The following is a 24193-nucleotide window of genomic DNA, read 5'->3' as shown; positions in this document are numbered from 1 at the left end:
GCAAGTTTTCTTAAGCTTGATCAGGTTTGAAAACATCTTTTTAGAATAACTAGGCAATTTAAAATCCTTTCAATAGAATAATTAATACTTTATTCCACCCGTAAAAATTCGTTAAAATTTTATAAATTCATTTTTATTTCACATAAAGCTATTCTAAATTCGCTATTTTTTTCTTTACTATACCAAACTACAATATATTTTAGTTTAGATTTTTGATTTAATTTATATCCTTGAGTTTCATATTTTTCTATCTCTTTTTTAAATTTTTTTGAAAACTTTCCAATACAAAAATTTTCACTAAAAATTCCTTGAGTATTTACTCTAACTTCTTGACCAGCTTGTAAATTTAATTTTTTGGTTGTTAAGAATAAATCATATCGTGATAGATTAACATCACTTAACCCCATTGTTAAAGTTATATTTTTAGGAGTATAAAAGCTATTTTTAAAATCTAATATTTTAGTAAAATAGCTTTTGTATTTTAGAAAAATTTCATTTTTAGAATAGATAAAAAGTGATTTTTTTGCTCTTGTTATTGCAACATACAAAAGCCTTTTATCGTATTCATTGTCTATTTTATCTTTAAAACAAAGATGAACATTATCAAATTCTTTACCTTTGGCCTTATGCATAGTAGAGATTATCACATTTGATTTTGTATTTTCAAACTCATCAAAATCGATAATTTCTATAAATTCTTTAAAAGCTTTTTTAAGATATTTTTCATTTTCACTCATATCATATTCATTTTGAAACTTTTCTATTACTTCAAGTGCAAGTGCTAGATTTGAAGAATTATTAAAATTTTTTATAAATCTGTCAAGAGCAGTATTGAAACTGGATTCATAAAAATACTCTAAAAAAGCTCTCAATTCTATCAAATTTCCGAGTCTAAAGCCATTTTTATCTGTTAAAAGTTTTGCTTTTATATTTTTTTGGAGTAAAAAAGAGTAAATATCAAGCACTTCTTTATTTGTTTTTGCTATGATTGCATTTTGTTTGTTAGTATCCAAATTAGTTAGTATGTTAGTTATATAATCATTTGTTTGTAATAATACAATATCTCCTATATTATTAGAGTTTGAGATTAAATTTTCATATTTTAATTTTTCTTTAAACTCGTTTCTGAAAGCATTAAAAAAACTAACTAAATTATAACAACTTCGATAATTTGTTAGTAGATTGTAAGCTTTATAATTTATAGAAAAATCATTTTTGAACTCTTTAATAAATTTAATATCAGCTTTATTATCACCAAAATCCATAATACATTGATCATCATCTCCAACTGCAATTATTTTTTTATCATTTGGCATGTTTTTATAAATTTCTTTTATGAACTCATAACTTTTAAGCCCTATGTCTTGATACTCATCAAGAACCAACATCTGGATTAAAGGAAGCTCTACATCTCCATTTTGTAGGGCTTTTGTAGCGTTAGGAATGGCATTTTTTAATTCATCCTCACTGCTGTATTTGCAAGATAATAAATTTAAGGCAAACGCATGAAAAGTATAAATTTTAACCTTGTAAATTTGATTGCCAATTAGATTTTTAAGCCTAGTTTTAAATTCACTAACAGCAGTTCTTGAGTGTGCAAGCATTAAAAAATATTCTGCCTTAAAGCCTTCCTTTGTTATTAATGAAGCAATTTTATGAACCAATGTTTTAGTCTTTCCACTTCCAGGGCCTGCCAAAACCATAATAGAATTGTTTTTATCATCTTCAAATACTGCTTTTTGTTCAGTGCTTAAAGATGATAAAATTTTATTTAACTTAGTTTTGGTAATTGGAAGTTTTATATTTTTATCAAAATTATATATTTTTTTAAATTTTTCATACTCTAGGCTAAAATAATCTTTTATAAATTTGCTAACATTTTTATCTTTGTTAGTTAAAAGCTCTAAAAATTTAGCCTGTATGTGCACAGCTTCTATTTTTCTTTCATAATATTTTGCTAAAGTTTGATTATAATCTCTTCTTTTTTGATATGGTGTATTTTCATTTATTTTGTCTAAAAGCTCTATTTTATAAGCCTTATAATAAATTAATCTTCCTTTTCTAAGTTCGAAATTTTTTAAAATCTGATGTAAATAAACAAGACAGTGATGGAAAAATTCAGTTCTTATACCGAGTTTGCTTTGAAGCTTCATAGATGCAAACTCTATCTCTTTTTCATCTTCTTTTAAGAAATTTAAAATTTCAAAAAGTATAGTTTTACAAATTTCTTGTCTTTGTTTTAATAAAATTTTAAAAGATTTTTCATCTTTTAGTTCTATAGTAGTAAAAAAGTTATAAAAATAAACATTTAGAGTTTGGTTATGAATTTTTGATAAAGATGAAAAACTTTGGATAATTTTTTTGATTTTTGTAATTTTTTTGGTATCTTTATTTTCAATGTCTCGAATATCAAATTTTTTCTTTTCCAGTATGTAATCAAGAATTTTATTTTCAAGATTTAAATGATTGAAAAATTCATTTTTTACTTTTTTATTTATTAATACTGAAATATCGTTATCATAATTTATTAAATTCTCTTTTTGAAGTGCATAAATTGCTTCAAAAGTATCTTTATTGCTAATTCCAATATTGCTTGACAATGTGTCTATTTCTACTGGCTCGGTCTTGCTTTTTTGGATGATATTTTGCATTATCATAATCATATAATTAAAAATTGTTAAATATTTTTCTTTTTTGCTTTCTAGTAAATTTCTTATATAATTCATGTTTCTTTTTTCTTTATCTATTAAAGATGAACCACAAATTGTATATTTATCCCTGTCTCGTTTTAAAATTTCACATCTTTCAAGCTCTAAAAGTGCAGTTTTTACAATATTTTCATAATCAAGTTCTAAATTTATTCCTGAGTTTTTAGCAAGTGTTTTTGGTGATATGTAAACCGGATTTATTTTTTTATTTTTTAGAGTTTTAACTATTGATTGAATTTCTTCAGCATCAATTTTATTTGAATTTAATTTTTGAAAAATTTTATCAAAATCATCTCTTTGATATAGGATTATGCATTTGGCTACAATATCACTACTTCTTGCACCACGACCTGATTCTTGTAAATATGCTTCAAGGCTATCTGATTGACTATAATGAATTACAGCTTTTATATTCGGTTTATCAATCCCCATTCCAAAAGCTGTTGTTGCAACCACTATGTCTATTTTATCATCTATAAAATCCTTTAAAATTTCGCTTTTGTTTCTTCCCTTTCTGGTTTTTAGTTCTATTTCTTCATCAATTTTTGCATAAAATGGTTCAATGCTTAAATTTAAATACTCAAGTCTTGCATCTTCTGTTAGTTTTTGACTTAACTCTTTGCAGCCTTTTGCATTTTGTGGGAGATAGATTATTGTTGGTATTTTCCCTAAATTTTGAATTGTTTTTATTAATTTTTCATATTTTTCATTCTCATCTTTTACTTCTATTGCCTCATATTCTAAATTCTCTCTTTTTGAAGAAGCTAAAAACTCATCAAATTCTATTTTTATATTTTTGAAAAAATATTCTTTTATATCATTTATAACCTCTGGTTTAGCGGTGGCTGTAAAACAAGAAACGGGTATATTTTCTTGCATATTTGAGCTTTGATTTAATTCATTTATGAAAGTTGCGATATAGTGATAATCGTGTCTAAAATCGTGCCCCCAAGATGAAAAGCAGTGTGCCTCATCAATAACAAATCTATCTATCATTCTACACTTTAATGCATTGAAAATAGAATTTGATCTTAATGCTTCTGGTGCTAAATACAAAATATCAACTGTGCCGTTTGAAATTTGAGTTATTATATCAGATCTTTCAACCGGGCTTAAATAGCCACTTATTGCTTTTACGCTAAAGTTTTGATTTTTTTCTTTAAAGCTATCAACATGATTCTTCATCAAAGCCTGAAGTGGTGAAATAACAACAGTTAAGGCATTGTAAGCTTGTGCTTTAATAAGAGCTGGAAGTTGAAAAGTAAAAGTTTTTCCACCACCTGTTGGAAGAATTGCAAGAATAGAATTGTCATTTAAAGCAGAATTTATAATGTCTTTTTGTGAAATTTTAAATAATCCTTCATTAATATTTTCAAACTCTTTAAAAGTATTAAAACCAAACTCATTGAGTGCAAATTTAGAAATATTTGTGCTTTTTAAATCAAAACATATATTTTTTATGATCCAAGAAATGTTTGGAAATTTATTTATTATGATATGTGAAATTGCAGCTTTTCTATCCGTATATAAAAATGAAATTATAAAAGCAAGCTCAATAGGCATTGTGTTTGCAAGAAGTAAAATATCATCTTCTTCGTATTTTATATCATTTGGTATAATTTTAGAGAAGTCATTCTTTTTAGGCTTTAAATTTTTATATACAAAATATCCATTAAAATATTTATTTTCATAGAGCAAGTCTACAAAAGCTTGTTTTATTTCATTGTTTAGACTATTGAATTTGGCATCTAATAGTTCAAAAAGAGCCTTTGTTTGAAAAGCATCTCCAAGTGGGTTATTTTGTATGTTTAATGTGGTTTTGTACGGCTTTAATAATTTATGAGTTTTTTTATTTGGAAAAAGAAGCATGGAAAGAAAAAGTGTATCAATGATATTTTTATCTTTTAAATTATCATTTAAAATAGTTGATGATAAATAAATTCCATCATGATCTATAAAATTATGCCCACAAATAAAATTAAAACTATGCTTTTTTAAGAAAAAATCAGCTTCTAAAATTTCATTTGTTTTTATAGAATCATCTTTAAAGACAGCACCAAATTCATACAGCTTCTTGTCATTTTTACCAATTTCTGTGTCTATAAAGATTATTTCGTTCATTTAAAACACTAAAACCCTCATTTTGCTTTTTATCACATCTTCTATAAAGCCATCTTTTTGCATTTTTAAAAGAGTGTTTTTTATCTCACCCTCATCATACTTTATACCATTTATTTCTAGATGCCAGATTGTATTTTCAAAAGCTTCATTAAGACTTCTATTAGCTGATCTTATTTCTCTCAAAACTTCTGTTTTATAAGAAATATTATTTTTTATAAGAAAATTTTGTAAATTTGAAGCGATGTTTTTATTTTTATCATTTCTTTTATAAATTTTATAAAATGGATCAAGCATAGATGAGTTTTTTGGCTCTTCCCAATTTAGATAAATTCTTAAATTCCCTAGATCCATAAATTTATTAAAATCATCCTCATTTTGTAAAGCTGGACTCATAGTTAAAAATGCGATATCAAATTTATCAGCGGTTTGGAAATTTTTAAAATCAGAGTTTATTGTTTGAAGGTTATTTATTTTAAACTCAGCTTTTTTTAAATTTAACTCCTCGAGCATTTTTGTTGAGCTATCTACACCTAAAACCATTTTGCAAATTCCGGCTAAATAAAGTGAATAAATCCCAGTTCCACATCCTATATCAACTAAGGTTTTATCTTTAAAGCTAACATCAAAATCTTTTAAAATCTTAAAAAATCTTATTTGGAATTCGTTCAAATTTCCATCAAATTTACTATAACTTTTAGCTTTTTTATCCCAAATTTCACTATTTTTTATATTGCTATTTTTATTTTGAACATTCATCACAAGTTCCTTTTACAACTACGCTTTTTATATTCTTAAGTTCTAAATTTGGCATTGATATTTCTTCCATCTTATGACATTTTTCACAAACAAAATAAGCTTTCGCATGATCTGCTAACTCATAAAAATTTTTGTTGTTAGCCATACTTGAAATTAAAATTCCTTTTTCTTCAAGTAAGTCTAAGTTCCTATAAACTGTGGTTTTATTAGCATTTGTAAGATCTACTATCTCGTCATAACTAACAGGTTTGTTAGCGGTTTTTAAAATTTTTACAAGAGAATTTCTAAAAGCTGTTGGTTTTATATCGTGGTTCAATAAAAATTTTTTTACATCCATTTTAAAGTCCTTAAATATGATAATGATATCATAAAATTAATAAAACAATAGTAAAAAATGCAACCTAGTTGCTTAAAATTAAGTTGCAACTAAGTTGTGTTTGATATACTTTTTCAAATTTTTTTAACAAGGAGAGAATAAAGTATGAAAAAACTATTTTTTTTCACTTTAATCAGTTGCTTAGGAGCTTTTGCAAAGCCTTTAGTTACAACTACGATTTTGCCTACAAAATATTTTGTTGAGCGTATCGCAGGAGATAGTTTAGAAGTTGTAAGTTTGGTAGAAAAAGGTGCTGACCCACATACTTACGAGCCAAAACCAAATCAAATGAAAAGTGTTGAAAAGAGCGAACTTCATTTTGCTGTAGGAATGGAATTTGATGAAATTTGGCTTCCAAGACTACAAAAACAATTTCCAAATTTGGTTGTTATAAATACAGATGAAAATATAAAAAAAATTCCTATGATGGCTCATCATCATCATGATCATGATTCACACGAGCATGAAAGTCATGCTGATCATAATCACCATGATGATAATCACGATGCAATTCATGAGCACGAAAATCACGAATTAAAACACAGCGATGAGCATCACCATGAAGATGCAAATCACGAACATCATCATTGCGATCACGGTGGAGTTGATCCACATATTTGGCTAGATCCATCACTTGTAAAAAAACAAGCTCAAAATATTGCAAATGCATTAATTAAAAAATATCCTGAAAACAAAGAGCTTTTTGAATCAAATTTAAATAAATTTAACAAAGATTTAGATAGTTTTGATAAAAATACAGCTGAGAAATTAAAAAATTTAAAATCAAATAAGTTTATGGTTTATCACCCATCTTGGGGGTATTTTGCAGCTCGTTATGGTCTAGTTCAAATTCCTATAGAAATAGAGGGAAAAGAGCCAAAGCCAGCTGATTTAAAAGAGCTTATAAATAAAGCAAAAGATGAGAAAATAAAAGTTATTTTTGTTGCTCCTCAGTTTTCTAAAAAAGCAGCAAATATGGTAGCAAAACAAACCGGAGCAAAAGTTGTTGAAATAGACCAATTGCCTGAAAATTGGCTTAGCGAAATGCAAAAAACAGTAGATATTTTTGCCAAATTTTTAAAATAAATTTAAAATAAAAACCTAAAATATGCGTAAAACAAAAGGTTTAAAATGAGGATATTTGTAATACTTTTAATTTTTGTTAAGACGCAAATTCTAGCTTGTGCGTTGTGTGCTTTAATGACACCAACTGCACATGTTTTTTTAAATTTTAATACCAAAGAAGACACTCTTAAAAATATTGAAATTTCATGGATATTTTCTCAAAATTTTACAGATCTTACACTTCAGGGATATGACTTTAACGCAAATTCAAAACTTGAAAAAAATGAACTCGATGAAGTAAATTTTGCAATGCTTAACTATATAGGCGATAAAAACTTTTTGATGAATTTTCAGTGGTATGATATGCCAAACGGTGAATCAAATTTAATAGAAGGTAATTTTAGTGATGCAGAAACTGTAATGGAGGATGGAAGAATTGTTTTTAAATTTAAGCAAAATATAGGTGTTAAAATTCAAAAAAATAGAGTTTTTAAAACAACAGCTTATGATGAAAATGGTTATTTTAACTTTACTTTTTTAAATAGCGATGCAGTTAGAGTAAATGATGATTTGCATATTGAATTTAACTCAAATTTAGGGGCAAATTTTGCTCTTTTTGAAAGTGGAAAAGTCCCTGTAAAAATTCAAAAAAATTTAAAAGATCTTGTTAATAATAGTGGAATAGATAACAATACAAAAAAATTAAATTTTATAGATAAAACTGCTATAAATTCACTTGAAAAATTAAAGGCTATTTTTACAAAAAGTACAAATGATTTAAGCTTAAAGCTCATAATTAGTGTGATTTTTATATCGTTTTTGTATGGCTTTTTTCACGCAGCAGGTCCAGGACATGCAAAGGTTTTAACAACTAGCTATTTTTTAGCAAATGGAGGAAATTATTTAAAAAGCTTTAAATTTGCTCTAAAAATAGGTTTTTTTCATGTAATTGGAGCTTTTTTAATCGTTTTAATAACTGTGTTTGTAATAGACATAGTTGCAGGAAGCATATCGTCAAATACTATTAAGCTAACAACACAAATTTCATCTTTAATGATAATTTTAATTGCAATTTATATGTTTATACAAAAAATAAAATTTCTTGCAAACAATAATCACCCAAAAGAATGTGGATGTATAAGTTGTAAAAGCGCAAACACAAAAAAAAGTGAAATTTTTAATTCTAATCTAAACACTTTAAATTTGAACAACTCAAACATATCAACTCTAAAATTTCACCCAATAGATTTTAAAAAAAATAAAAAATCAAAAAAAGAAGAGTGGTTAATCGCACTTAGTTCAGCTATTATTCCATGTCCTGGCACAATTTTAGTTTTTTTATTAGCCTTTAATGTTGGAAGTTACGGGGTGGCTTTTTTAAGTGCTTTTTTTATGGGATTTGGCATGAGTTTTATTATTTTTTTAGCAGCTATTTTCGGAGCTGGAATAAACAAATTTACAAGTTCAAAATTTGAAAATTTGAAAATTTATATCGAGTTTTTAGGTTTAGCTTTTATGTTAATTATTGGTGTTTTTATGTTTTTAATAGCTGGAAGCTTGGAGTCTTTATGATAAAGGTTGAAAATTTAAATTTTGGCTATGATGAAAATTTAGTTTTAGAAAATATTAATTTTACATATAATGAGAAAGATTTTTTATGTATAATTGGTCCAAATGGCGGTGGGAAAAGCACATTATTAAAGCTTCTTTTGGGGCTTTTAAAACCAAACTCTGGTGAGATAAAAATTTTTGATAAAAATCCAAATGAGGTTTCAAAACAAATTGGCTATGTTCCTCAACTAATCCCACTTAATAAATCTTTTCCAATAAGCGTTTTAGAAGTAGTTTTAATGGGAAGAATAGATAAGAAAAAATTTTTCTTCTATTCAAAAGACGATAAAGAAAAAGCCTTGAAAGCACTTGAAATAGTTGGTATGCAAGATTTTTATAAAAAGAAAATTTTTGCACTAAGCGGTGGGCAAAGACAAAGAGTTTATATCGCAAGAGCTTTGGTAAGTGGTGCTAAAATGTTATTTTTAGATGAGCCAACTGCAAGTATTGATATAAGAGGGCAAATCGAAATTTATGAAATTCTAAAAAAAATACATGAAAATGGAGTTGGAGTTTTGATGATAAGCCATGATTTAAATACTTCTATAAATTACGCAAACAGGGTAGCCTATGTAAATAAAAAACTCATAATGCATGATATAAGTACAGATAAACGAAATAACTTTTTAGAACATTTAGAGCAAAATCATAGTCATTTTTGTGATGTTGAGCTGATTTTAAAGGAGTGTTCATGCAAGAAATGTTAAGTTTAACTTTTATGCAAAACGCATTTTTAGGAGGAATTTTAGTAAGTATAGCATGTGGAATAATTGGCTCACTTGTTGTTATAAATAAAATGACTTTTATAGCGGGTGGAATTTCTCATGGTGCATACGGTGGCATTGGACTAGCTTTTTTTCTAGGCTTTTCACCACTTCTTGGGGCAACATTATTTAGCATTGTTTTAGCTTTAATAGTTGCTTTTATGAGCTTAAAAGATAAAGAGAGATTTGATTCAATAATTGGTGCTATTTGGGCATTTGGAATGGCTGTAGGTATTATATTGATTGATTTAACTCCAGGATACAATGTTGATTTAATGGGTTATTTGTTTGGTTCTATTTTGGCAATTGATAAAAATACTTTAATTTTTATAGGATTTGTAAATTTAGCAATTCTATTTTTCATAGTGCTTTTTTATAGACAATTTTGTGCGATAAGTTTTGATATGGAATTTGCAGGACTTAGAGGCGTTAAAACAAAATTAATTTATTATCTTTTAGTTGTTTTAATGACGCTTTGTGTTGTTTCTACTATTCAGGTTGTGGGACTTATCTTGGTTATTGCACTTCTTACAATTCCTCCATATATTGCTGAAAATTTTTCAAAAAGATTAGGTGAGATGATGCTATTTTCAAGTATTATTTCATCCTTACTATGCACAATGGGTCTAATAATTAGTTATAAATTTAATTTAACAAGTGGTGCAAGTATTATAATAATTGCATCTTTAGTGTTTTTTTGTGTAGCAATTTATAAAAAAATAGCTAAAATATCTTAAAAAATTCGTCTAGTGAACTTTCTTATGAATTTGGTTAGATTAAGCTCATTTATTAAAATTGCAGTTATTATGAGAATTGCTCCAAAAATTTGAGCTTTGCTTAAAAGCTCATTTCCTATAAAGTATCCAATAAATCCTGCGCTTACTGGCTCCAAAATTAAAATTAGTGAAGTTTGTTCTGGGGTTAGATAAATTTGAGCTTTTGTTTGTACAAAAAAGGCAATTACTGTAGCAAAAACAGCAGTAAATATTATCATGTACACAAAATTTATACTTAACCAAATTTCAAACCCTCCAAATATATTTAAAGAGTTTTTGCTAGGAGTTGCAAAAAATAGAGCATAAATAAGTGTTAAAAAGCTCATTGTAAAAAATTGAGTTATTAGGAGTATATAAATGTTACAAGCTCTAGCAAACCTACCTGTGTAAACAACATGAAGAGCATAAGCAAAAGCTGAAATAAGGCTTAATACTTCGCCAAATCCAAGCCTTAAACCACTTGTTCCACTTAGCAAAAACAGTCCCAAAACTGCCATTACAGCTCCTAAAATTGCATTAAAGCTAAGGTGTATTTTAAAGATAAAATACATTAAAAATGGCACTATTACAACATTTAATCCTATTATAAAAGCAACAGTTGAGCTAAAAGTATAGTTTAGAGCATAAGTTTGAAACATAAAGTCTAAAAACATAAAAATACCTAAAATAACACCAAATTTAGTTGAGGTTTTGTCAAATTTTATACCTATTTTAAACGAGATTATCCAAAGTAAAATAGCAGAAATTAAAAACCTAAAAAATAAAAAGCTTGGGACATTTATATTTTTAAGCATATATTGTATTGGTAAAAATGTCGCCCCCCAGGCAATTGCTATGGTAATGAGTGAAATTTTTGCTATTTGAGTGTTTGTCATAATCTGCCTTTAAAATTTTAGTATTTTATCATAATTAGTTATAATTGTGCTTCAAAATAAAAGGATTTTAATGGAAGTTTTTTTAATAGCTTTTGGTCTTAGTATGGATAGTGTGGCTTTAAGCATAGCAAATGGTGCGAAATATCCAAATTTAAAGTTTTTAATAGCCTTAAAAATAGCTTTTGTTTATGCATTTTTTCAAGGATTAATGTGTGTTTTGGGTTATATTTTAGGCATTGGCTTTGCTAAATTTATAAGTGAAATTGATCATTTTATAGCGTTTTTCATACTTCTTTTTTTAGGAGGAAAAATGATAAAAGAGGCAAATGATGAAAAGGTAGTTAGTTTAACTAACAAAGAGTTAGTGTTTGGTGGAGTTGCTACGAGTATTGATGCTATGGCTATTGGTGTAACATTTGGTTTAAGTTATGTTAGTTTGAGTTATTCAACTTTTGTTATTTTTACGCTTTGTTTTATTCTTTGTTTGTTAGCCTGTTTTATCGGAAAAAAAGTAGGGGAGTATTTAGAAAGTAAAGCTATGATTTTAGGTGGAGTAATACTTATTTTTATAGGTACTAGAATTTTGCTTACTCATTTAGGAGTTTTATAAATTTAGTTTATAAACCCCATTTTTAATTTTTTTTAAAACAAATTTTTCATCAAGTAGTTTTAAGGTTTGGATAACCGTTGGCTTACTTGTGTTTGTAAGAGTGCAAATCTCATTAATGCTTAGCGTTATAAAGCCATTTTTATCATGGTTTTTAGCCAAAAACTCTATAACGCTAACCTTTTTATCGCCTAAAATTTTTTTATAGATTTCAAGCGAGTTTATATTACTCACTGTGCAACAAAAACAGGAACTAATGCTTTTTCAACAACATTTTTAGATGTGCTTCCAAAAAATAGTGTAGCAAAAATACCTTTGCTAAAGCTTCCCATTACAAAAAGATCTAAGTTATTTGCTCTTCTATATGATATTAGCTCATCTGCAACTTCGCCACTTAAACTTACAAATTTTGCATTTTCATTTTTTAAAATATCTCTTGCTATATCTAAAATTTCTTTTGATTTTTTTTCATCTTTATTTATGTTTAGCACATGATATTCTAAGTCTTGACCAAAAATTTTACTATCTTTTATGCTATGTAGAGTTTTTATAGCCGCATCGCCACCATCAAATGCAACAAGAGCTGATTTAATCTCAGAAAACTCCTTATTTACAAATAAAATTGGTGTTTTTGACTCTCTTGTAAGTGCAATTATGTTGTTTTGAATATCTTCAGTTTCATCTTTTATTGATACAACTATTGCGGCAATATCATTATAGTTTATTAAAATTTCTATTATATCACCACATTGTAAATCGCTACTTGATTTAATGTCTGCCTCATCAGCCATTTTTTTAGCTTTTTTTAGCATTTCTTCAGCTTCATCGATTTGCTCTTTTGTAGGTTTAAGCTCTTCAGGGTCATAAACCATATCGCTTCCTTGAGTTACTACAAGTCCGCCAGCTGCTAAGCCTAAAAAATTCGGTGTAAAAAGTGGGGTTTTTATAACATGTAAAAAAATAACTTCTAAGTTTAGCTTTTTTGCCATCTCTAAGCCATAACTACATACAGCTTCATTTAAAGGATTATTATCAACACAAACTAATATTTTTTTCACAGCCTACTCCTTTTGCTATATTTTGCTAATTATAGCAAAAGTAAGTTTAATTTTTAATCTTAATGTGGTTTTATTTTAGAAATGTAAATTACTCTTCTTCGCCTGAGACTGCTTTTGCTTGATAATAGGCAATTAATGGATCTATTATCTCATCAAAAAGTCCAGCTGACATAATTGCTTCTAGTCTATAAAGAGTTAAATTTATACGATGATCAGAGATTCTGTTTTGTGGATAGTTGTAGGTTCTTATCCTGCCACTTCTATCGCCAGTTCCAACTTGTTCTTTTCTTTTTTCTCTCTCTTCTTCAAGGCGTTTAGCTTCTTGCATCTCATAAAGTCTTGCTTTTAAAACCTTTAAAGCAGCATCTTTATTTTTATGTTGGCTTTTTCCATCTTGATTTACTACAACAAGTCCAGTTGGTATATGAGTAACTCTAACGGCACTATCAGTTGTATTTACACTTTGTCCACCATGTCCTGAGCTTCTCATAACATCTATTTTAAGATCATTTGGATTAATGATTATATCATTATCATCAACTTCTGGCATAATAGCAACAGTTATTGCACTAGTGTGAACTCTTCCTTGGCTTTCAGTTTCAGGAACTCTTTGAACTCTGTGAGTTCCACCTTCGAATTTAAGTCTTGAGTAGGCACCTTTTCCTTTTACAAGTAGAATAATTTCTTTAAAGCCTCCAGCACTTCCTTCGCTTTGAGAAACGATTTCAGTTTTATAGCCTTTAATCTCAGCATATCTTAAGTATGCGTTTACTAAATCACCAACAAAAAGTGCAGCCTCATCTCCACCTGTTCCAGCACGAAGCTCTAGAAATATGTTTCTATCATCGTTTGGATCTTTTGGGATGAGAAGTATCTTTATCTCGTTTTCAAGAGATAATTTTTTGTCTTCTAAAAGTTTTAATTCCTCTTTTGCGAGCTCACCAAGTTCCGGATCTTCTAATAAATTTTTGTTATCTTCGATGCCTTGGATTGTGCTAAAGTATTCTTTCGATGCTTTGTAAATTTCTTCAATACTGCTTTGCTCTTTAGCAAGCTTAGTCATTTCATCTACATTGCTGATAATATCTTGACTGACGAGCAAATTTGAGATCTCGTCATATCTTTTTATAAAATTTTCAAGCTTATCAGCAAGCATAAGTTATTCAGCTTTATCCATAGAATTTACAAGTTTTGCAAGGCGACTAACTCTTCTTGAAGCAGTTTGTTTTTTAAGAAAACCTCTACTTACAAAACTATGAATGTCTTGATTTGCAACTTTAAAAGCAGCACTTGCAGCTTCTTTGTCGTTTGCTTCAACAGCCTGTCTTACCGCTCTTGAAATGTTTTTAAGTCTTGTGCGGTAAAATCTATTTCTCTCTGTTTTTTTAACAGTTTGTCTTGCTCTTTTTTCAGCAGATTTATGATTTGCCATTTTATATACCTTTTAAATTCAATATAATTAAGTGTTGCATTATACAAAAAAATCTTTAATTTAGACTTAATTTAAGCACTTTTTAATTCTAAGATAATTTATAACAAATATATGCTAAAATGAGCTTTTAAAATTTAAGAATTTAAGGCTATTTTATGAAATATTTTGGAACTGATGGAGTTAGGGGAAAGGCTGGAGAGGAATTGACAGCAGAGCTTGCTATGAAAATAGCAATGGCTGCAGGAATTTACTTTAGAAAAAATTCCCAAACAAATATGATACTTCTTGGAAAAGATACAAGAAGAAGTGGCTATATGATAGAAACAGCAATTGTAGCAGGACTTACGTCTATTGGTTATAATGTTAGACAAGTTGGTCCTATGCCAACACCTGCTATTGCTTTTTTAACAGAAGATATGAGATGTGATGCTGGAATTATGATAAGTGCCTCACATAATCCTTATTATGATAATGGAATTAAATTTTTTGATGCACAAGGTTTTAAACTTGATGAGAGCGAAGAAAGAAAAATAGAAGAAATTTTAAACAGTGATGAGCTTATACATGCGGCTAGAAAACAGTGCATGGAAATAGGGGCTGCAAAAAGAGTAGACGATGTTATAGGAAGATATATAGTTCACATAAAAAACTCTTTTCCAAAAGGTTTAAATTTACGCTCTTTAAGAATAGTTTTAGACACTGCAAATGGTGCAAGCTATAAAGTTGCTCCTACAATTTTTTCAGAACTTGGAGCTGAAATTTTTGTTATAAATAACGAACCAAATGGTCAAAACATAAACGAAAATTGTGGTGCCTTGTATCCTGCAAAACTTGCAAGTGAAGTTGTAAGACTTAGAGCAGATGTTGGATTTGCTTTTGATGGCGATGCTGATAGGGTTGTAGTTGTAGATAATGAGGGAAATGTAGTTCATGGCGATGCATTAATAGGAATTTTAGCAATTTTTCTAAAAAATCAAAAAAAACTTGCAAATAATAAAATAGTGGCAACTTCTATGAGTAATCAAGGTCTTGATGAGCTTTTAAAAGCTAATAATATTAAGCTGTTAAGAAGTAATGTTGGAGATAAATTTGTTCTAGAAATGATGAAAGAAAGTGGCTCTAATTTTGGCGGTGAGCAAAGTGGGCATATAATTTTTAGTGATTATACAAAAACAGGTGATGGCATAACAAGTGCATTGCAGTTTAGTGCTTGCATGCTAAGTTTAAATAAAACTTCAAATGAGCTTAATAAAACTTTTATTCCATGTCCGCAAATTTTAAAAAATTTAAAAATAAAAGAAAAAAAGCCTTTAAATGAAATTGTAGGATTAAATGAACTTAAAAAAAGCCTTGAGGATAGTGGCATTAGAACACTTTTTAGATATTCAGGAACTGAAAAAGTCATAAGGCTTTTAATAGAAGGTAAAGATAAAAAGATATTAAAAGAAAAAATGGATGAGGTTGAAAATTTCTTTATAAAAGCTTTAAATGAGTAGGTTGTGGGTAAAATTTATAGCTATATTTTTAGCTATAGTTATTATAGATCAGGCTATTAAACAAGTTTTTTTGAGTGGCTTTAGATGGGATGGAGAGTTTTTCTCACTCATTTTAACCTTTAATAAGGGTGTTGCTTTTTCTATGTTTGCTTTTTTAGGCGAGCATTTAAAAGCGTTGCAGGCTATTTTATTAATTGCATTGTTTGGATATTTGCTATATGAAAAAAAACTTTTGAAAGCCCACACTTTGCCTTTTGCTTTGCTTTTTGGCGGTGGGGTTTCAAATTTAATCGACAGGTTTATTCATGGTGGTGTAGTAGATTATGTATTTTGGCATAAATACTTTGAATTTGCTGTATTTAACTTTGCTGATGTTATGATAAACTTAGCTGTTTTTATAATGTTAATTCAAATTTTTATTCATAAAAAATAGCATCAAAACTATGTTTTACAATGCCTTTAAAGTAAATTTCTCCATCTTTTAAACTAAGTTCTAATCTTTCACCACTTGTTGGGTAAACGCTTATTTGTGGAGGAATTTTACCCTCTTTGAAGGCTGCATAAAATGAAGCTGCCATACCTGTTCCACAAGCTAAAGTTTCAGCTTCAACACCTCTTTCAAAGGTTCTTACTAAAATCTTATCATCTAAAATTTGTGCAAAATTTACATTTGCATTGTATTTTTTTCGCATAACTTTACAAATATCTAAATTAAATTTTGAAACATCGCTAACAAAACTAACAAGATGTGGAACTCCTGTATCATAAAAGCACCACTCTAGGTCAAGTTCATTAAATTTTGGCAAACAAACTTTAGGTTTTGTTAGTTTGATTTTTACTTCAGCATTTTTGTTTTTAAAACTGCATATCTCGCCATCTATAACTCCAGCACCACTTAAAAATTTAGCCTTTTTAGAAATTAGATTGTTTTCATAAGCATACATAAAAGCAGCTCTTGCACCATTTCCACACATTTTTGCAACACTTCCATCACTATTGTAAAATTCCCATTTAAAGTCATTATTAGTATCCGGTAAAATTATAATCAGCCCATCTGCTCCAACACCATTAAATCTATCGCAAAGTTTTTTAGCTAACAAGCTTCTATTTTTGTTAGAAAAAGCAGTTATTATCACAAAATCATTTCCACTTGCGCAATATTTTGAAATTTTCATTTTACTCCTTTAAAGTTTTTAAAAATTCATCAATTTGGCTATTTAAAATATCTAAATTTGAGCTATTGTCAATTATGAAATTTGCTAAATCTCTCTTTTTTTCAATTTGCATCTGAGAGTTTATTCTAACTAACGCTTCATTTTCTGTTAGGCTATTCCTTTTCATAAGTCTTTTTAATGTCATATTTTTTGGTGCATAAATTAGTAAAACTTTATCAAATTCAAAGTAGTTTTTACTTTCAAAATAGAGCGGAATATCCACAAAATAAAGTTTTTTTTCTTTTTCTAAAATTTCAGCTTTTTCTAAAATTTTATTTTTAATTTTTGGATGAAGTAGGCTCTCAAGAGTTTTAAGTTTTGATTTGTCATTAAATACTAAATCCCCGAGTTCTTTTCTATCAACTTTGCCATCTTTTATAAACTCGTTTCCAAAAATTTTTGAAATTTCATCTGTTAGGGTATCTAAAATTTGATGACTTATCTCATCAGCATCAATTATTTTAAAATTTTTAGATTTTAAAATATCACAAACCAAACTTTTTCCAGTTGCAATGCCGCCAGTTATTACAATAGCATTTTTAAATTTCATTTTTTCCCCATATTGAGTGTTATTTTAGCTAAATTTGGTTAAAATAGTAACTTATTTCAATTGTTTAAGGGATAAATATGATAAGCTACAAAGACTCAGGCGTTGATATAGAGGCCGGAAATAAATTCGTTGACGATATAAAACCATTTGTAAAAAAAACTCACAATGAATTTGTGCTTGGCGGAATAGGTTCGTTTTCAGGAGCTTTTAGACTTCCAACAGGATATAAAAAACCTGTGCTTTTAGGTGCAACAGATGGTGTTGGTACAAAATTAAGGCTTGCAATCGATGCCAAAAAATATGACACTATTGGCATTGATTTAGTTGCAATGTGTGTAAATGATCTTATTTGTAATTTTGCAAAACCTCTATTTTTTCTTGATTATTACGCCTCATCAAAACTTAAAAGAGAAGTTGCTGTTAGAGTGGTTGAGGGAATTGCTAAGGGTTGCGAAATTTCACATTCAGCTCTAATTGGTGGCGAAACAGCTGAAATGCCTGGAATTTATCAAAAAAATGATTTCGATTTAGCTGGATTTGCTGTTGGCATGGCAGAAGAAGATGAAATAGATAGAACTAAGTTTGTAAAAGATGGCGATTTAGTTTTGGCACTTCCAAGTAGCGGAATTCATTCAAATGGGTACTCTTTGGTTAGAAAACTATTTTTCGAAGAATTGAATATGAAATTTGATGATAAGGTTGGTGATAAAAATTTAATAGATATTTTACTTGAGCCAACAAGAATTTATGTTAGCGAGTTTTTAAAATTTAAAAATGATATAAATGCTTTAGCACATATAACAGGCGGAGGAATAGTTGAAAACTTACCAAGGGTATTGCCTGAAAACTTAAAAGCTTGCATAAATTTAGAAAAAATAAAAACACCTGAAATATTTAAATTTATTTCAAAATATGTAAGCAAAAATGAGATGTTAAGGACATTTAATATCGGTGTTGGAATGATAATAATAGCCAGCAAGGAAAATGCTAAGAATATAGTTTCTAACAGTGATGCTTATGAGATCGGTGTTATAAAAAGCGGTGATAAAAAAGTTGAATTTATTTAAAAGATAAAAGATACTCCAAAAAGAGTATCTTTTTTATATAATTATAAAGCTTGTTTTGCTTTTGCTGCGATGTTTGCGAAAGCTTGTGCATCGTTCATCGCCATATCTGCTAATATTTTTCTATCAAGCTCAATGCCTGCATTTTTAAGACCGTGAATAAATTGTGAATAGCTTATATCGTTTAGTCTGCAAGCAGCATTTATTCTAACTATCCAAAGACGTCTAAAATCTCTCTTTTTAGCTCTTCTATCTCTATATGCGTAGCATAAACTTCTTTCAAGTTGCTCTTTTGCTTTTCTAAAGTGTTTTCTTCTTCCACTATAAAAACCACGAGCTTCTTTTAAAACTTTTTTATGGCGTCTTCTTCTAATTACGCCTGTTTTTACTCTTGCCATATTTATCCTTTCACAAATTGGCGTCCAAAATGGATCTTGCCCTTAAATCTCTATAAATTTAGGGGAGTTTTTTAAATGATTTAAAATCAAAAACAAAATGCTTTATACAAATTTTATTTGCAAAGCATACCTCTTACAGCTTTTTCATCAGCTTTATGAACAAAATGTTCTTGTCTTGCGCTTCTTTTGCGTTTTGGAGACTTTTTAGTCAAGATGTGGCTTCTAAAAGCAGAGCCTCTTTTTATCTTGTTTTTTCCAACTTTAAAACGCTTAGATGCACCTCTGACTGATTTCATTTTTGGCATACTAATCCTTTAAAATTTAAAGATAAGCTTTGATTTTATCATAAAAACTTTGAATTTAGCTTAATTTTATTAAAATTTATCTTTTCTTGATTTTTTTTCATCGATCCCACTTATTCCATTGCGTCTTGCAAGCTCATCTAAAATAGCTTGAGGATGGATATTGTGGGCATTTAAAGCAACGAGCAGGTGAAACACCAAATCACTTGCCTCATAAATTATGTCAAATTTAGGATCTCCTGGTTTATGTTCACCAAATTCCTCTAAATTTAAATGTTTATATTTTTCAAATTTGCTTTGATCTTTACAGGCGAGTACAACTTCGCCAGCTTCTTCACATATTTTTTTTAGTATGGCATTTTCACCTTTTGCAAAAAGTCTTGCAACATGAGAGTTTTCTGGATTTGCATTTAGTTTTCTATCTTCAATTGTGTGATAAAGCTCATCTAGAATATCATATTTTGGTTTTTGAGTGTTATTAGAAAGTTGCTTTACTAAATTTAATCCTTCAAATTTTGTAAAAAAACAGCTTTTTTCGCCTGTATGACAAGCTACTCCGTTTTGTTTTACTTTTAATAAAATTGTATCGCCATCACAATCAAGAAGAATTTCTTTTATTTCTTGTGTGTTTCCACTAGTTTCACCTTTTTGCCAAATTCTATTTCTTGAGCGTGAAAAATAGTGTGCAAGACCTGTTTTAAGGCTTAAATCCAAAGATTCTTCACTCATATATCCAAGCATTAAAACTTCACTTGTCTCAAAGTCTTGTGTGATTGCGGGGATAAGCCCCCCGCATTTTTGCCAGTTTATATTTTTAATATCCATTTGTTACTCTGATATAGCACTTTGCTTTGCTTTGTCTTTTGTATCAACCCAAATGTTCGGTACTGCTCCACCAGGAGTTAAGAAAATTTTAGCATCTTTATTTTCTTTAAGTGCTTCATTAAATTTAGCTTGAGTTTGAATTTGCTTTAGGCTCAATACATTTGAATCAAGACTTTTTGCAATTTCTTTATTTGCGTAAGCTTCTGCATCAGCTTCAACTTTTACAGCATCTGCTCTACCTTGTGCTTCAATAATAATGGCTTTTGCTGTTCCTTCTGCAAGAGCAGCTTTTTTAAGAGCTTCTTGATTTGCTCTTTCAACTTCATATTTTGTTCTTTCAGCCTCTTGCTTTGCAATTTGGACTCTTTCTATTTGATCTTTTATTTTATCAGGTAAGATTATTTCCCTAAGCTGCACAGCTAGCAAATCAACCGGGCGACCTTTGATTGATTCTATATCTTCTCTTATTTGATTTGCAATTGATGAAGCTATCTCATTTCTTTTTATAGGTAATTCTTCTGCTGTATATTGACCTGTGACACTTCTTACAACATCCCTAACAACAGGGTCAATTATTTTATTTTCCCACGCAAAGCCATAAGTTGCGATAGTTGTTGGAGCGGTTGATTGGTTTAGTTTGTATTGAACTGTAATATCAATACTAACTGGTAAATTTCTAGCATCTAAAACTGAGATTGAGTTTTTTCTTATAATGCCAGAATTTGCAGCATTTGCAACTTCGCCTCTATCTTCTCCGCTTGTATAGTTTATAATCCTAACTCTTGTATCAACTACAAAAACCTTTTGAAGTCCTGGCATAAAAAAATGAAACCCTGGATCAAGCGGCTTTAAATCGTATTTTCCAAGAGTTGAGCGAATTCCAACATGGCCAGAGCTTATAGCTACAAAAGGTCTTGCTAAAACTAAAATAAATATAATGGCTAAGCCTACATAAATAAATGGCGAAAACTTTCCAAATCCTTTAAAATCAGGCATTTTAAAGTCAAAATTTGGCTTATTTCCACCGCCTTGGTTGTCGTCATTTTTCTTTCTTTTGTTAAAATAGTCGTTTAAATCTGCTGGCATATTTTTCCTTAATTAATGTATGTTAGATATTTTTCATATTTCTCATTTTCACCTCTAACTGCGGCAAAATAAGTTTTTTGAAGTTTTTTTGTAATGGCTCCCATTTTACCATTTCCTATAATCCTGCCATCTACATTTGTAATTGGTGTAACTTCGGCTGCAGTTCCTGTAAAAAATGCTTCATCTGCTATATAGACCTCATCTCTTGTAATTCTCTCTCTTTTTACCTCATATCCTAAGTCTTTAGCTATTTCAATAACTGTATTTTGAGTAATACTTTCTAGGCTTGTGTCATTTGGTGGGGTTATAATAACACCATTTCTAACTATAAAAAAGCACTCTCCACTACCTTCGGCAATAAAACCTTGTTGATCTAAAAGTAAAGCCTCATCATATCCTGAAGTTACAGCATCATGGTTTGCCATTTGTGAGTTGAAGTAGTTTGCGCTTGCTTTTGCTTTGCTCATCATTGAATTTGGTGAGTTTTTAGCCCAAGATGAAATTTTAACTTTTATGCCTTTTTCTATAGCATCTTCACCCATATAAGCACCCCATTCCCAAGCAGCAAGTGCAACTTGAACAGGTGAACCAAGATGTGAAACACCCATAGAGCCATAGCCTAAAAATACAATCGGTCTTAAATAAACAGTATCTTTAAAATCATTTGATTTTAAAAGTTTAACTTGAGCTTTAAAAAGCTCGTCATAGCTATAAGGCACATTTATAAGGCAAGCTTTTGCTGAATCAAGTAATCTTTTTGTGTGTTCAGCTAGTCTAAAAACTGCCAAGCCTTTTTTTGTTTGATAGGCTCTAACTCCTTCAAAAACAGCATTTCCATAGTGAAGTGAGTGTGATAAGATATGAACATTTGCTTCACTCCAAGGGATTAATTTTCCATCTAGCCAGATATTTTTTGCCTCTTTTACTTTTGCCATAAATTTTACCTTTAATAAAAATATAAGGCTTGATTATAGCTAAATTTATTTAACTTTTTATTTAGTTTAACAAAATTGTGTATAATCGCCGTATAAATTTCAATAAAAAGGGTAAAAAATGAGTGATTTTTTAAAAGAAGATAGAGAGAGGAAAGTAACTTTACAAAAAGGAGATAAAGCTCCAAATTTTAGCCTTAAAAATCAAGATGGTGTTGAGATAAATTTAAATGATTTTATAGGTAAAAATGTAATTTTATATTTTTATCCAAAAGACAACACTCCAGGTTGCACAACAGAAGCTTGCGAGTTTAGTCAAAATTATGATGATTTTATAGCAAACGATAGTGTAATCATTGGCATTAGCCCAGATTCTGTAAAAAGCCACGAAAACTTTATAAAAAAACATGACTTAAAACACATTTTACTAAGCGATGAAGATAAAAATGTTAGCAAGCTTTATGGTGTTTGGCAAGTTAGAAAAAACTATGGTAGAGAGTATTTAGGTATAGTTAGAACAACTTTTGTAATTGATAAAAAAGGTGATATTTTAAAGGTTTATAAAAGTGTAAAAGCAAAAGATCACGCAGCAAAAGTTTTAGCTGATTTAACTTCAAATTTAGGCTAAATTTGTTAGTTCAAATTTGCTGTAGTGTTGATAGCCATTATTTTTTAAGAAAGTTAAAAGAGATTTATCCTGATGAAAGAATAATTGGCTATTTTTATGATCCAAATATCCATCCATATAGCGAGTTTTTGCTTCGCTATGACGATGTTAAAAAAAGTGCAAAAACTCTTGGAATTGAAGTTATTTTGGGCGATTATGAACTTGATGAGTGGTTTAGGTTTGTAAAAGGGCTTGAAGATGAGCCTGAAAAAGGTGAGCGTTGTCAAAAATGCTTTGATTTTAGAATGAAAAAAACAGCTATTTTAGCCAAAAAATTAGGTGAAAGCTCAATAACCACAACGCTTTTAATGAGTCCTAAAAAATCTCACAGCCAGCTTGAAAAGTCTTTATCAGAAATTTGTGCTAAATTTAACCTTGATTTTATCGCACCTGATTTTAGAAAAAATGGTGGAAGCAAAGCTCAGTTTGATTTAGCAAAAAAAGATAACTTATATCATCAAAATTATTGTGGCTGTATGTTTGCTATGAAAATGCAAAATAAAGCAAGTTTGGAATTTGAACTAATGAGTTCTATAAACCACCAAATTCAGCCAAATTCACCAGAAGATAGAGCTCTATTTTATAGGAATTTAAGAGTTTTGGAAGAGCAAAAAGGCAAATTTAAACTTCAGAAAGATAGTTTTATAAATTACAGGCTTTTAAGAGGGTTAGTTAAATTTGATGAAAAAGTTATAAAAAGTTATTTTTTATTTAACTCTTATTTTGAGAGAAATTTAGTTAAATTTAGTATAAATTATGAATGTGATGAGTTTGTAAAAAACAATATAATAATTTTTAGCTTTGATAAATTTAAAGAGATTTTAGGGGTGAAATTTAAGAGTTTTGATGAGTTTTTAAAAAATCCTCTAAGCGTTAATGAAGAGCTAAATTTAAGAGAAAAAATTTGTGAAAAAGGTAGCTTTTCACCAATTATCGTAATTGAAAAATTAGTCCCAGCAAAGGTAAAAATCGAAGCTTTTTCAAAAATATATTTAGATGTTAGGGAAATTTTAGTAACTTTTTGATAAAATGTGAAGTTAAATAAAATTTAAGGCTGAATAACATGTTAGATATAAATCAAATAATGCAAATTTTACCACATAGATATCCTTTTTTGTTGATTGATAAGGTTACAAATTTGGTACTTAATGAAAGTATTGAAGCATATAAAAATGTAACCATAGGTGAACCTATTTTTGAGGGGCATTTCCCTGGGCATCCTATTTATCCAGGAGTTATGATAATTGAAGGAATGGCACAAGCTGGCGGAGTTTTGGCTTTTAGAAGTATGGAAAAAGATAATCCAGATGATTTAAAAGATAAAGTTGTATATTTTATGAGTATTGATAAGGCAAAATTTAGAAAACCAATTAGACCAGGAGATAGGATAATTTATAAAATTTCAACTATAAAACATCGTGGCAAAATTTGGGTTTTAAAAGGCGAAGCTCATACTGATGATGGTTTAGCTGCTGAGGCTGAACTTCAGGCTATGATAGTGGATAAATAG

The 24193-nt window shown here is 29.0% G+C and carries 26 protein-coding genes; 11 read left to right on the top strand and 15 right to left on the bottom strand.

Annotated elements, in window-relative coordinates; translation table 11 throughout:
- Positions 1 to 119: 119 nt before the first annotated feature.
- Genes O6B72_RS00950 through O6B72_RS00940 form a run of 3 tightly spaced genes read right to left on the bottom strand, consistent with a single transcriptional unit; the run spans position 120 to position 5922 of the window.
- Entirely contained in the window at positions 120 to 4829 is a 4710-nt protein-coding gene (locus tag O6B72_RS00950; protein ID WP_269491952.1) for a RecQ family ATP-dependent DNA helicase, read from the bottom strand.
- Complete coding sequence (locus O6B72_RS00945; RefSeq protein ID WP_101637209.1) at positions 4830 to 5585, bottom strand: class I SAM-dependent methyltransferase; 756 nt, start codon at positions 5583 to 5585, stop codon at positions 4830 to 4832.
- Entirely contained in the window at positions 5569 to 5922 is a 354-nt protein-coding gene (locus tag O6B72_RS00940) for a Fur family transcriptional regulator (RefSeq protein WP_018713565.1), read from the bottom strand. The genes O6B72_RS00945 and O6B72_RS00940 overlap by 17 nt, the downstream gene beginning before the upstream one ends.
- A 144-nt stretch (positions 5923 to 6066) precedes the next feature.
- On the opposite strand from O6B72_RS00940, the gene O6B72_RS00935 reads away from it, so the two are divergent.
- Genes O6B72_RS00935 through O6B72_RS00920 form a run of 4 tightly spaced genes read left to right on the top strand, consistent with a single transcriptional unit; the run spans position 6067 to position 10138 of the window.
- Complete coding sequence (locus O6B72_RS00935) at positions 6067 to 7047, top strand: metal ABC transporter solute-binding protein, Zn/Mn family (protein ID WP_269491951.1); 981 nt, start codon at positions 6067 to 6069, stop codon at positions 7045 to 7047.
- A 45-nt stretch (positions 7048 to 7092) separates the two neighbouring features.
- The gene (locus O6B72_RS00930) at positions 7093 to 8598 is read left to right on the top strand and encodes a HoxN/HupN/NixA family nickel/cobalt transporter (RefSeq protein WP_269491950.1); all 1506 of its coding nucleotides are present in this window, start codon (positions 7093 to 7095) and stop codon (positions 8596 to 8598) included.
- Positions 8595 to 9344 (top strand): metal ABC transporter ATP-binding protein, encoded by a 750-nt coding sequence (locus O6B72_RS00925; RefSeq protein WP_018713562.1) that lies wholly within the window; start codon positions 8595 to 8597, stop codon positions 9342 to 9344. Before O6B72_RS00930 ends, O6B72_RS00925 begins: the two co-directional genes overlap by 4 nt.
- On the top strand, positions 9329 to 10138 hold the full coding sequence (locus O6B72_RS00920; protein WP_156847161.1) for a metal ABC transporter permease: 810 nt from the start codon (positions 9329 to 9331) through the stop codon (positions 10136 to 10138). Before O6B72_RS00925 ends, O6B72_RS00920 begins: the two co-directional genes overlap by 16 nt.
- On the opposite strand, the gene O6B72_RS00915 is transcribed toward O6B72_RS00920, so the two are convergent.
- Complete coding sequence (locus tag O6B72_RS00915; RefSeq protein ID WP_018713560.1) at positions 10135 to 11052, bottom strand: DMT family transporter; 918 nt, start codon at positions 11050 to 11052, stop codon at positions 10135 to 10137. The two genes, O6B72_RS00920 and O6B72_RS00915, sit on opposite strands and share 4 nt — an antisense overlap.
- Before the next feature lie 70 nt (positions 11053 to 11122).
- On the opposite strand from O6B72_RS00915, the gene O6B72_RS00910 reads away from it, so the two are divergent.
- Positions 11123 to 11662 carry a manganese efflux pump MntP gene (locus tag O6B72_RS00910; RefSeq protein WP_101637215.1) on the top strand — a complete coding sequence of 180 codons (540 nt, stop codon included), beginning with the start codon at positions 11123 to 11125 and terminating at the stop codon, positions 11660 to 11662.
- Here O6B72_RS00910 and O6B72_RS00905 read toward each other — a convergent pair.
- The 4 genes from O6B72_RS00905 to rpsT form a co-directional block, all read right to left on the bottom strand.
- A complete protein-coding gene (locus tag O6B72_RS00905) occupies positions 11657 to 11893 on the bottom strand; it encodes a replication/maintenance protein RepL (RefSeq protein ID WP_018713558.1) in 237 nt (78 codons plus the stop codon). The genes O6B72_RS00910 and O6B72_RS00905 overlap by 6 nt on opposite strands.
- Positions 11890 to 12717: a universal stress protein gene (locus O6B72_RS00900; protein WP_101637216.1), complete on the bottom strand. Its 828-nt coding sequence runs from the start codon at positions 12715 to 12717 to the stop codon at positions 11890 to 11892. Before O6B72_RS00900 ends, O6B72_RS00905 begins: the two co-directional genes overlap by 4 nt.
- Before the next feature lie 88 nt (positions 12718 to 12805).
- Positions 12806 to 13873 (bottom strand): peptide chain release factor 1, encoded by a 1068-nt coding sequence (gene prfA / locus O6B72_RS00895; protein WP_018713556.1) that lies wholly within the window; start codon positions 13871 to 13873, stop codon positions 12806 to 12808.
- Between the two features lie 3 nt (positions 13874 to 13876).
- Positions 13877 to 14149, bottom strand: coding sequence for a 30S ribosomal protein S20 (gene rpsT / locus O6B72_RS00890; protein WP_016646237.1), 273 nt, complete (start codon positions 14147 to 14149; stop codon positions 13877 to 13879).
- Between the two features lie 155 nt (positions 14150 to 14304).
- Here rpsT and glmM point away from each other — a divergent pair, with 155 nt between their 5' ends.
- Both glmM and lspA read left to right on the top strand, forming a co-directional pair.
- A complete protein-coding gene (gene glmM / locus O6B72_RS00885; protein WP_018713555.1) occupies positions 14305 to 15645 on the top strand; it encodes a phosphoglucosamine mutase in 1341 nt (446 codons plus the stop codon).
- Entirely contained in the window at positions 15638 to 16078 is a 441-nt protein-coding gene (lspA, locus tag O6B72_RS00880; RefSeq protein ID WP_018713554.1) for a signal peptidase II, read from the top strand. The genes glmM and lspA overlap by 8 nt, the downstream gene beginning before the upstream one ends.
- Here lspA and dapF read toward each other — a convergent pair.
- Both dapF and coaE read right to left on the bottom strand, forming a co-directional pair.
- Positions 16062 to 16820: a diaminopimelate epimerase gene (dapF, locus tag O6B72_RS00875; RefSeq protein ID WP_018713553.1), complete on the bottom strand. Its 759-nt coding sequence runs from the start codon at positions 16818 to 16820 to the stop codon at positions 16062 to 16064. The two genes, lspA and dapF, sit on opposite strands and share 17 nt — an antisense overlap.
- Position 16821: 1 nt before the next feature.
- Positions 16822 to 17409 carry a dephospho-CoA kinase gene (coaE, locus tag O6B72_RS00870; RefSeq protein WP_156847155.1) on the bottom strand — a complete coding sequence of 196 codons (588 nt, stop codon included), beginning with the start codon at positions 17407 to 17409 and terminating at the stop codon, positions 16822 to 16824.
- A 77-nt stretch (positions 17410 to 17486) separates the two neighbouring features.
- Between coaE and purM the strand changes: the two genes are divergently transcribed.
- The gene (gene purM / locus O6B72_RS00865; RefSeq protein ID WP_269479336.1) at positions 17487 to 18476 is read left to right on the top strand and encodes a phosphoribosylformylglycinamidine cyclo-ligase; all 990 of its coding nucleotides are present in this window, start codon (positions 17487 to 17489) and stop codon (positions 18474 to 18476) included.
- Between the two features lie 41 nt (positions 18477 to 18517).
- Here purM and rplT read toward each other — a convergent pair whose 3' ends face one another.
- The 5 genes from rplT to O6B72_RS00840 form a co-directional block, all read right to left on the bottom strand.
- The gene (gene rplT / locus O6B72_RS00860) at positions 18518 to 18871 is read right to left on the bottom strand and encodes a 50S ribosomal protein L20 (RefSeq protein WP_016646231.1); all 354 of its coding nucleotides are present in this window, start codon (positions 18869 to 18871) and stop codon (positions 18518 to 18520) included.
- A 113-nt stretch (positions 18872 to 18984) separates the two neighbouring features.
- On the bottom strand, positions 18985 to 19176 hold the full coding sequence (rpmI, locus tag O6B72_RS00855; protein ID WP_018713549.1) for a 50S ribosomal protein L35: 192 nt from the start codon (positions 19174 to 19176) through the stop codon (positions 18985 to 18987).
- 69 nt (positions 19177 to 19245) lie between these two features.
- Complete coding sequence (hisIE, locus tag O6B72_RS00850) at positions 19246 to 19998, bottom strand: bifunctional phosphoribosyl-AMP cyclohydrolase/phosphoribosyl-ATP diphosphatase HisIE (protein WP_269491949.1); 753 nt, start codon at positions 19996 to 19998, stop codon at positions 19246 to 19248.
- Between the two features lie 3 nt (positions 19999 to 20001).
- Positions 20002 to 21084, bottom strand: coding sequence for a prohibitin family protein (locus O6B72_RS00845; RefSeq protein ID WP_018713547.1), 1083 nt, complete (start codon positions 21082 to 21084; stop codon positions 20002 to 20004).
- An 8-nt stretch (positions 21085 to 21092) separates the two neighbouring features.
- Positions 21093 to 22019 (bottom strand): branched-chain amino acid transaminase, encoded by a 927-nt coding sequence (locus O6B72_RS00840; protein ID WP_269491947.1) that lies wholly within the window; start codon positions 22017 to 22019, stop codon positions 21093 to 21095.
- Between the two features lie 118 nt (positions 22020 to 22137).
- On the opposite strand from O6B72_RS00840, the gene bcp reads away from it, so the two are divergent.
- The 3 genes from bcp to fabZ are packed head-to-tail and all read left to right on the top strand — an operon-like array spanning position 22138 to position 24193.
- Positions 22138 to 22644 carry a thioredoxin-dependent thiol peroxidase gene (gene bcp / locus O6B72_RS00835; protein WP_018713545.1) on the top strand — a complete coding sequence of 169 codons (507 nt, stop codon included), beginning with the start codon at positions 22138 to 22140 and terminating at the stop codon, positions 22642 to 22644.
- Positions 22645 to 22646: 2 nt separating this feature from the next.
- The gene (locus tag O6B72_RS00830; RefSeq protein ID WP_269491946.1) at positions 22647 to 23708 is read left to right on the top strand and encodes an epoxyqueuosine reductase QueH; all 1062 of its coding nucleotides are present in this window, start codon (positions 22647 to 22649) and stop codon (positions 23706 to 23708) included.
- A 38-nt stretch (positions 23709 to 23746) separates the two neighbouring features.
- On the top strand, positions 23747 to 24193 hold the full coding sequence (fabZ, locus tag O6B72_RS00825) for a 3-hydroxyacyl-ACP dehydratase FabZ (protein WP_018713543.1): 447 nt from the start codon (positions 23747 to 23749) through the stop codon (positions 24191 to 24193).

The sequence above is a fragment of the Campylobacter ureolyticus genome, from assembly GCF_027277485.1.
GTDB classification, from domain to species: Bacteria; Campylobacterota; Campylobacteria; order Campylobacterales; family Campylobacteraceae; genus Campylobacter_B; species Campylobacter_B ureolyticus_B.
This window is presented reverse-complemented; position numbering and strand designations above follow the sequence as displayed.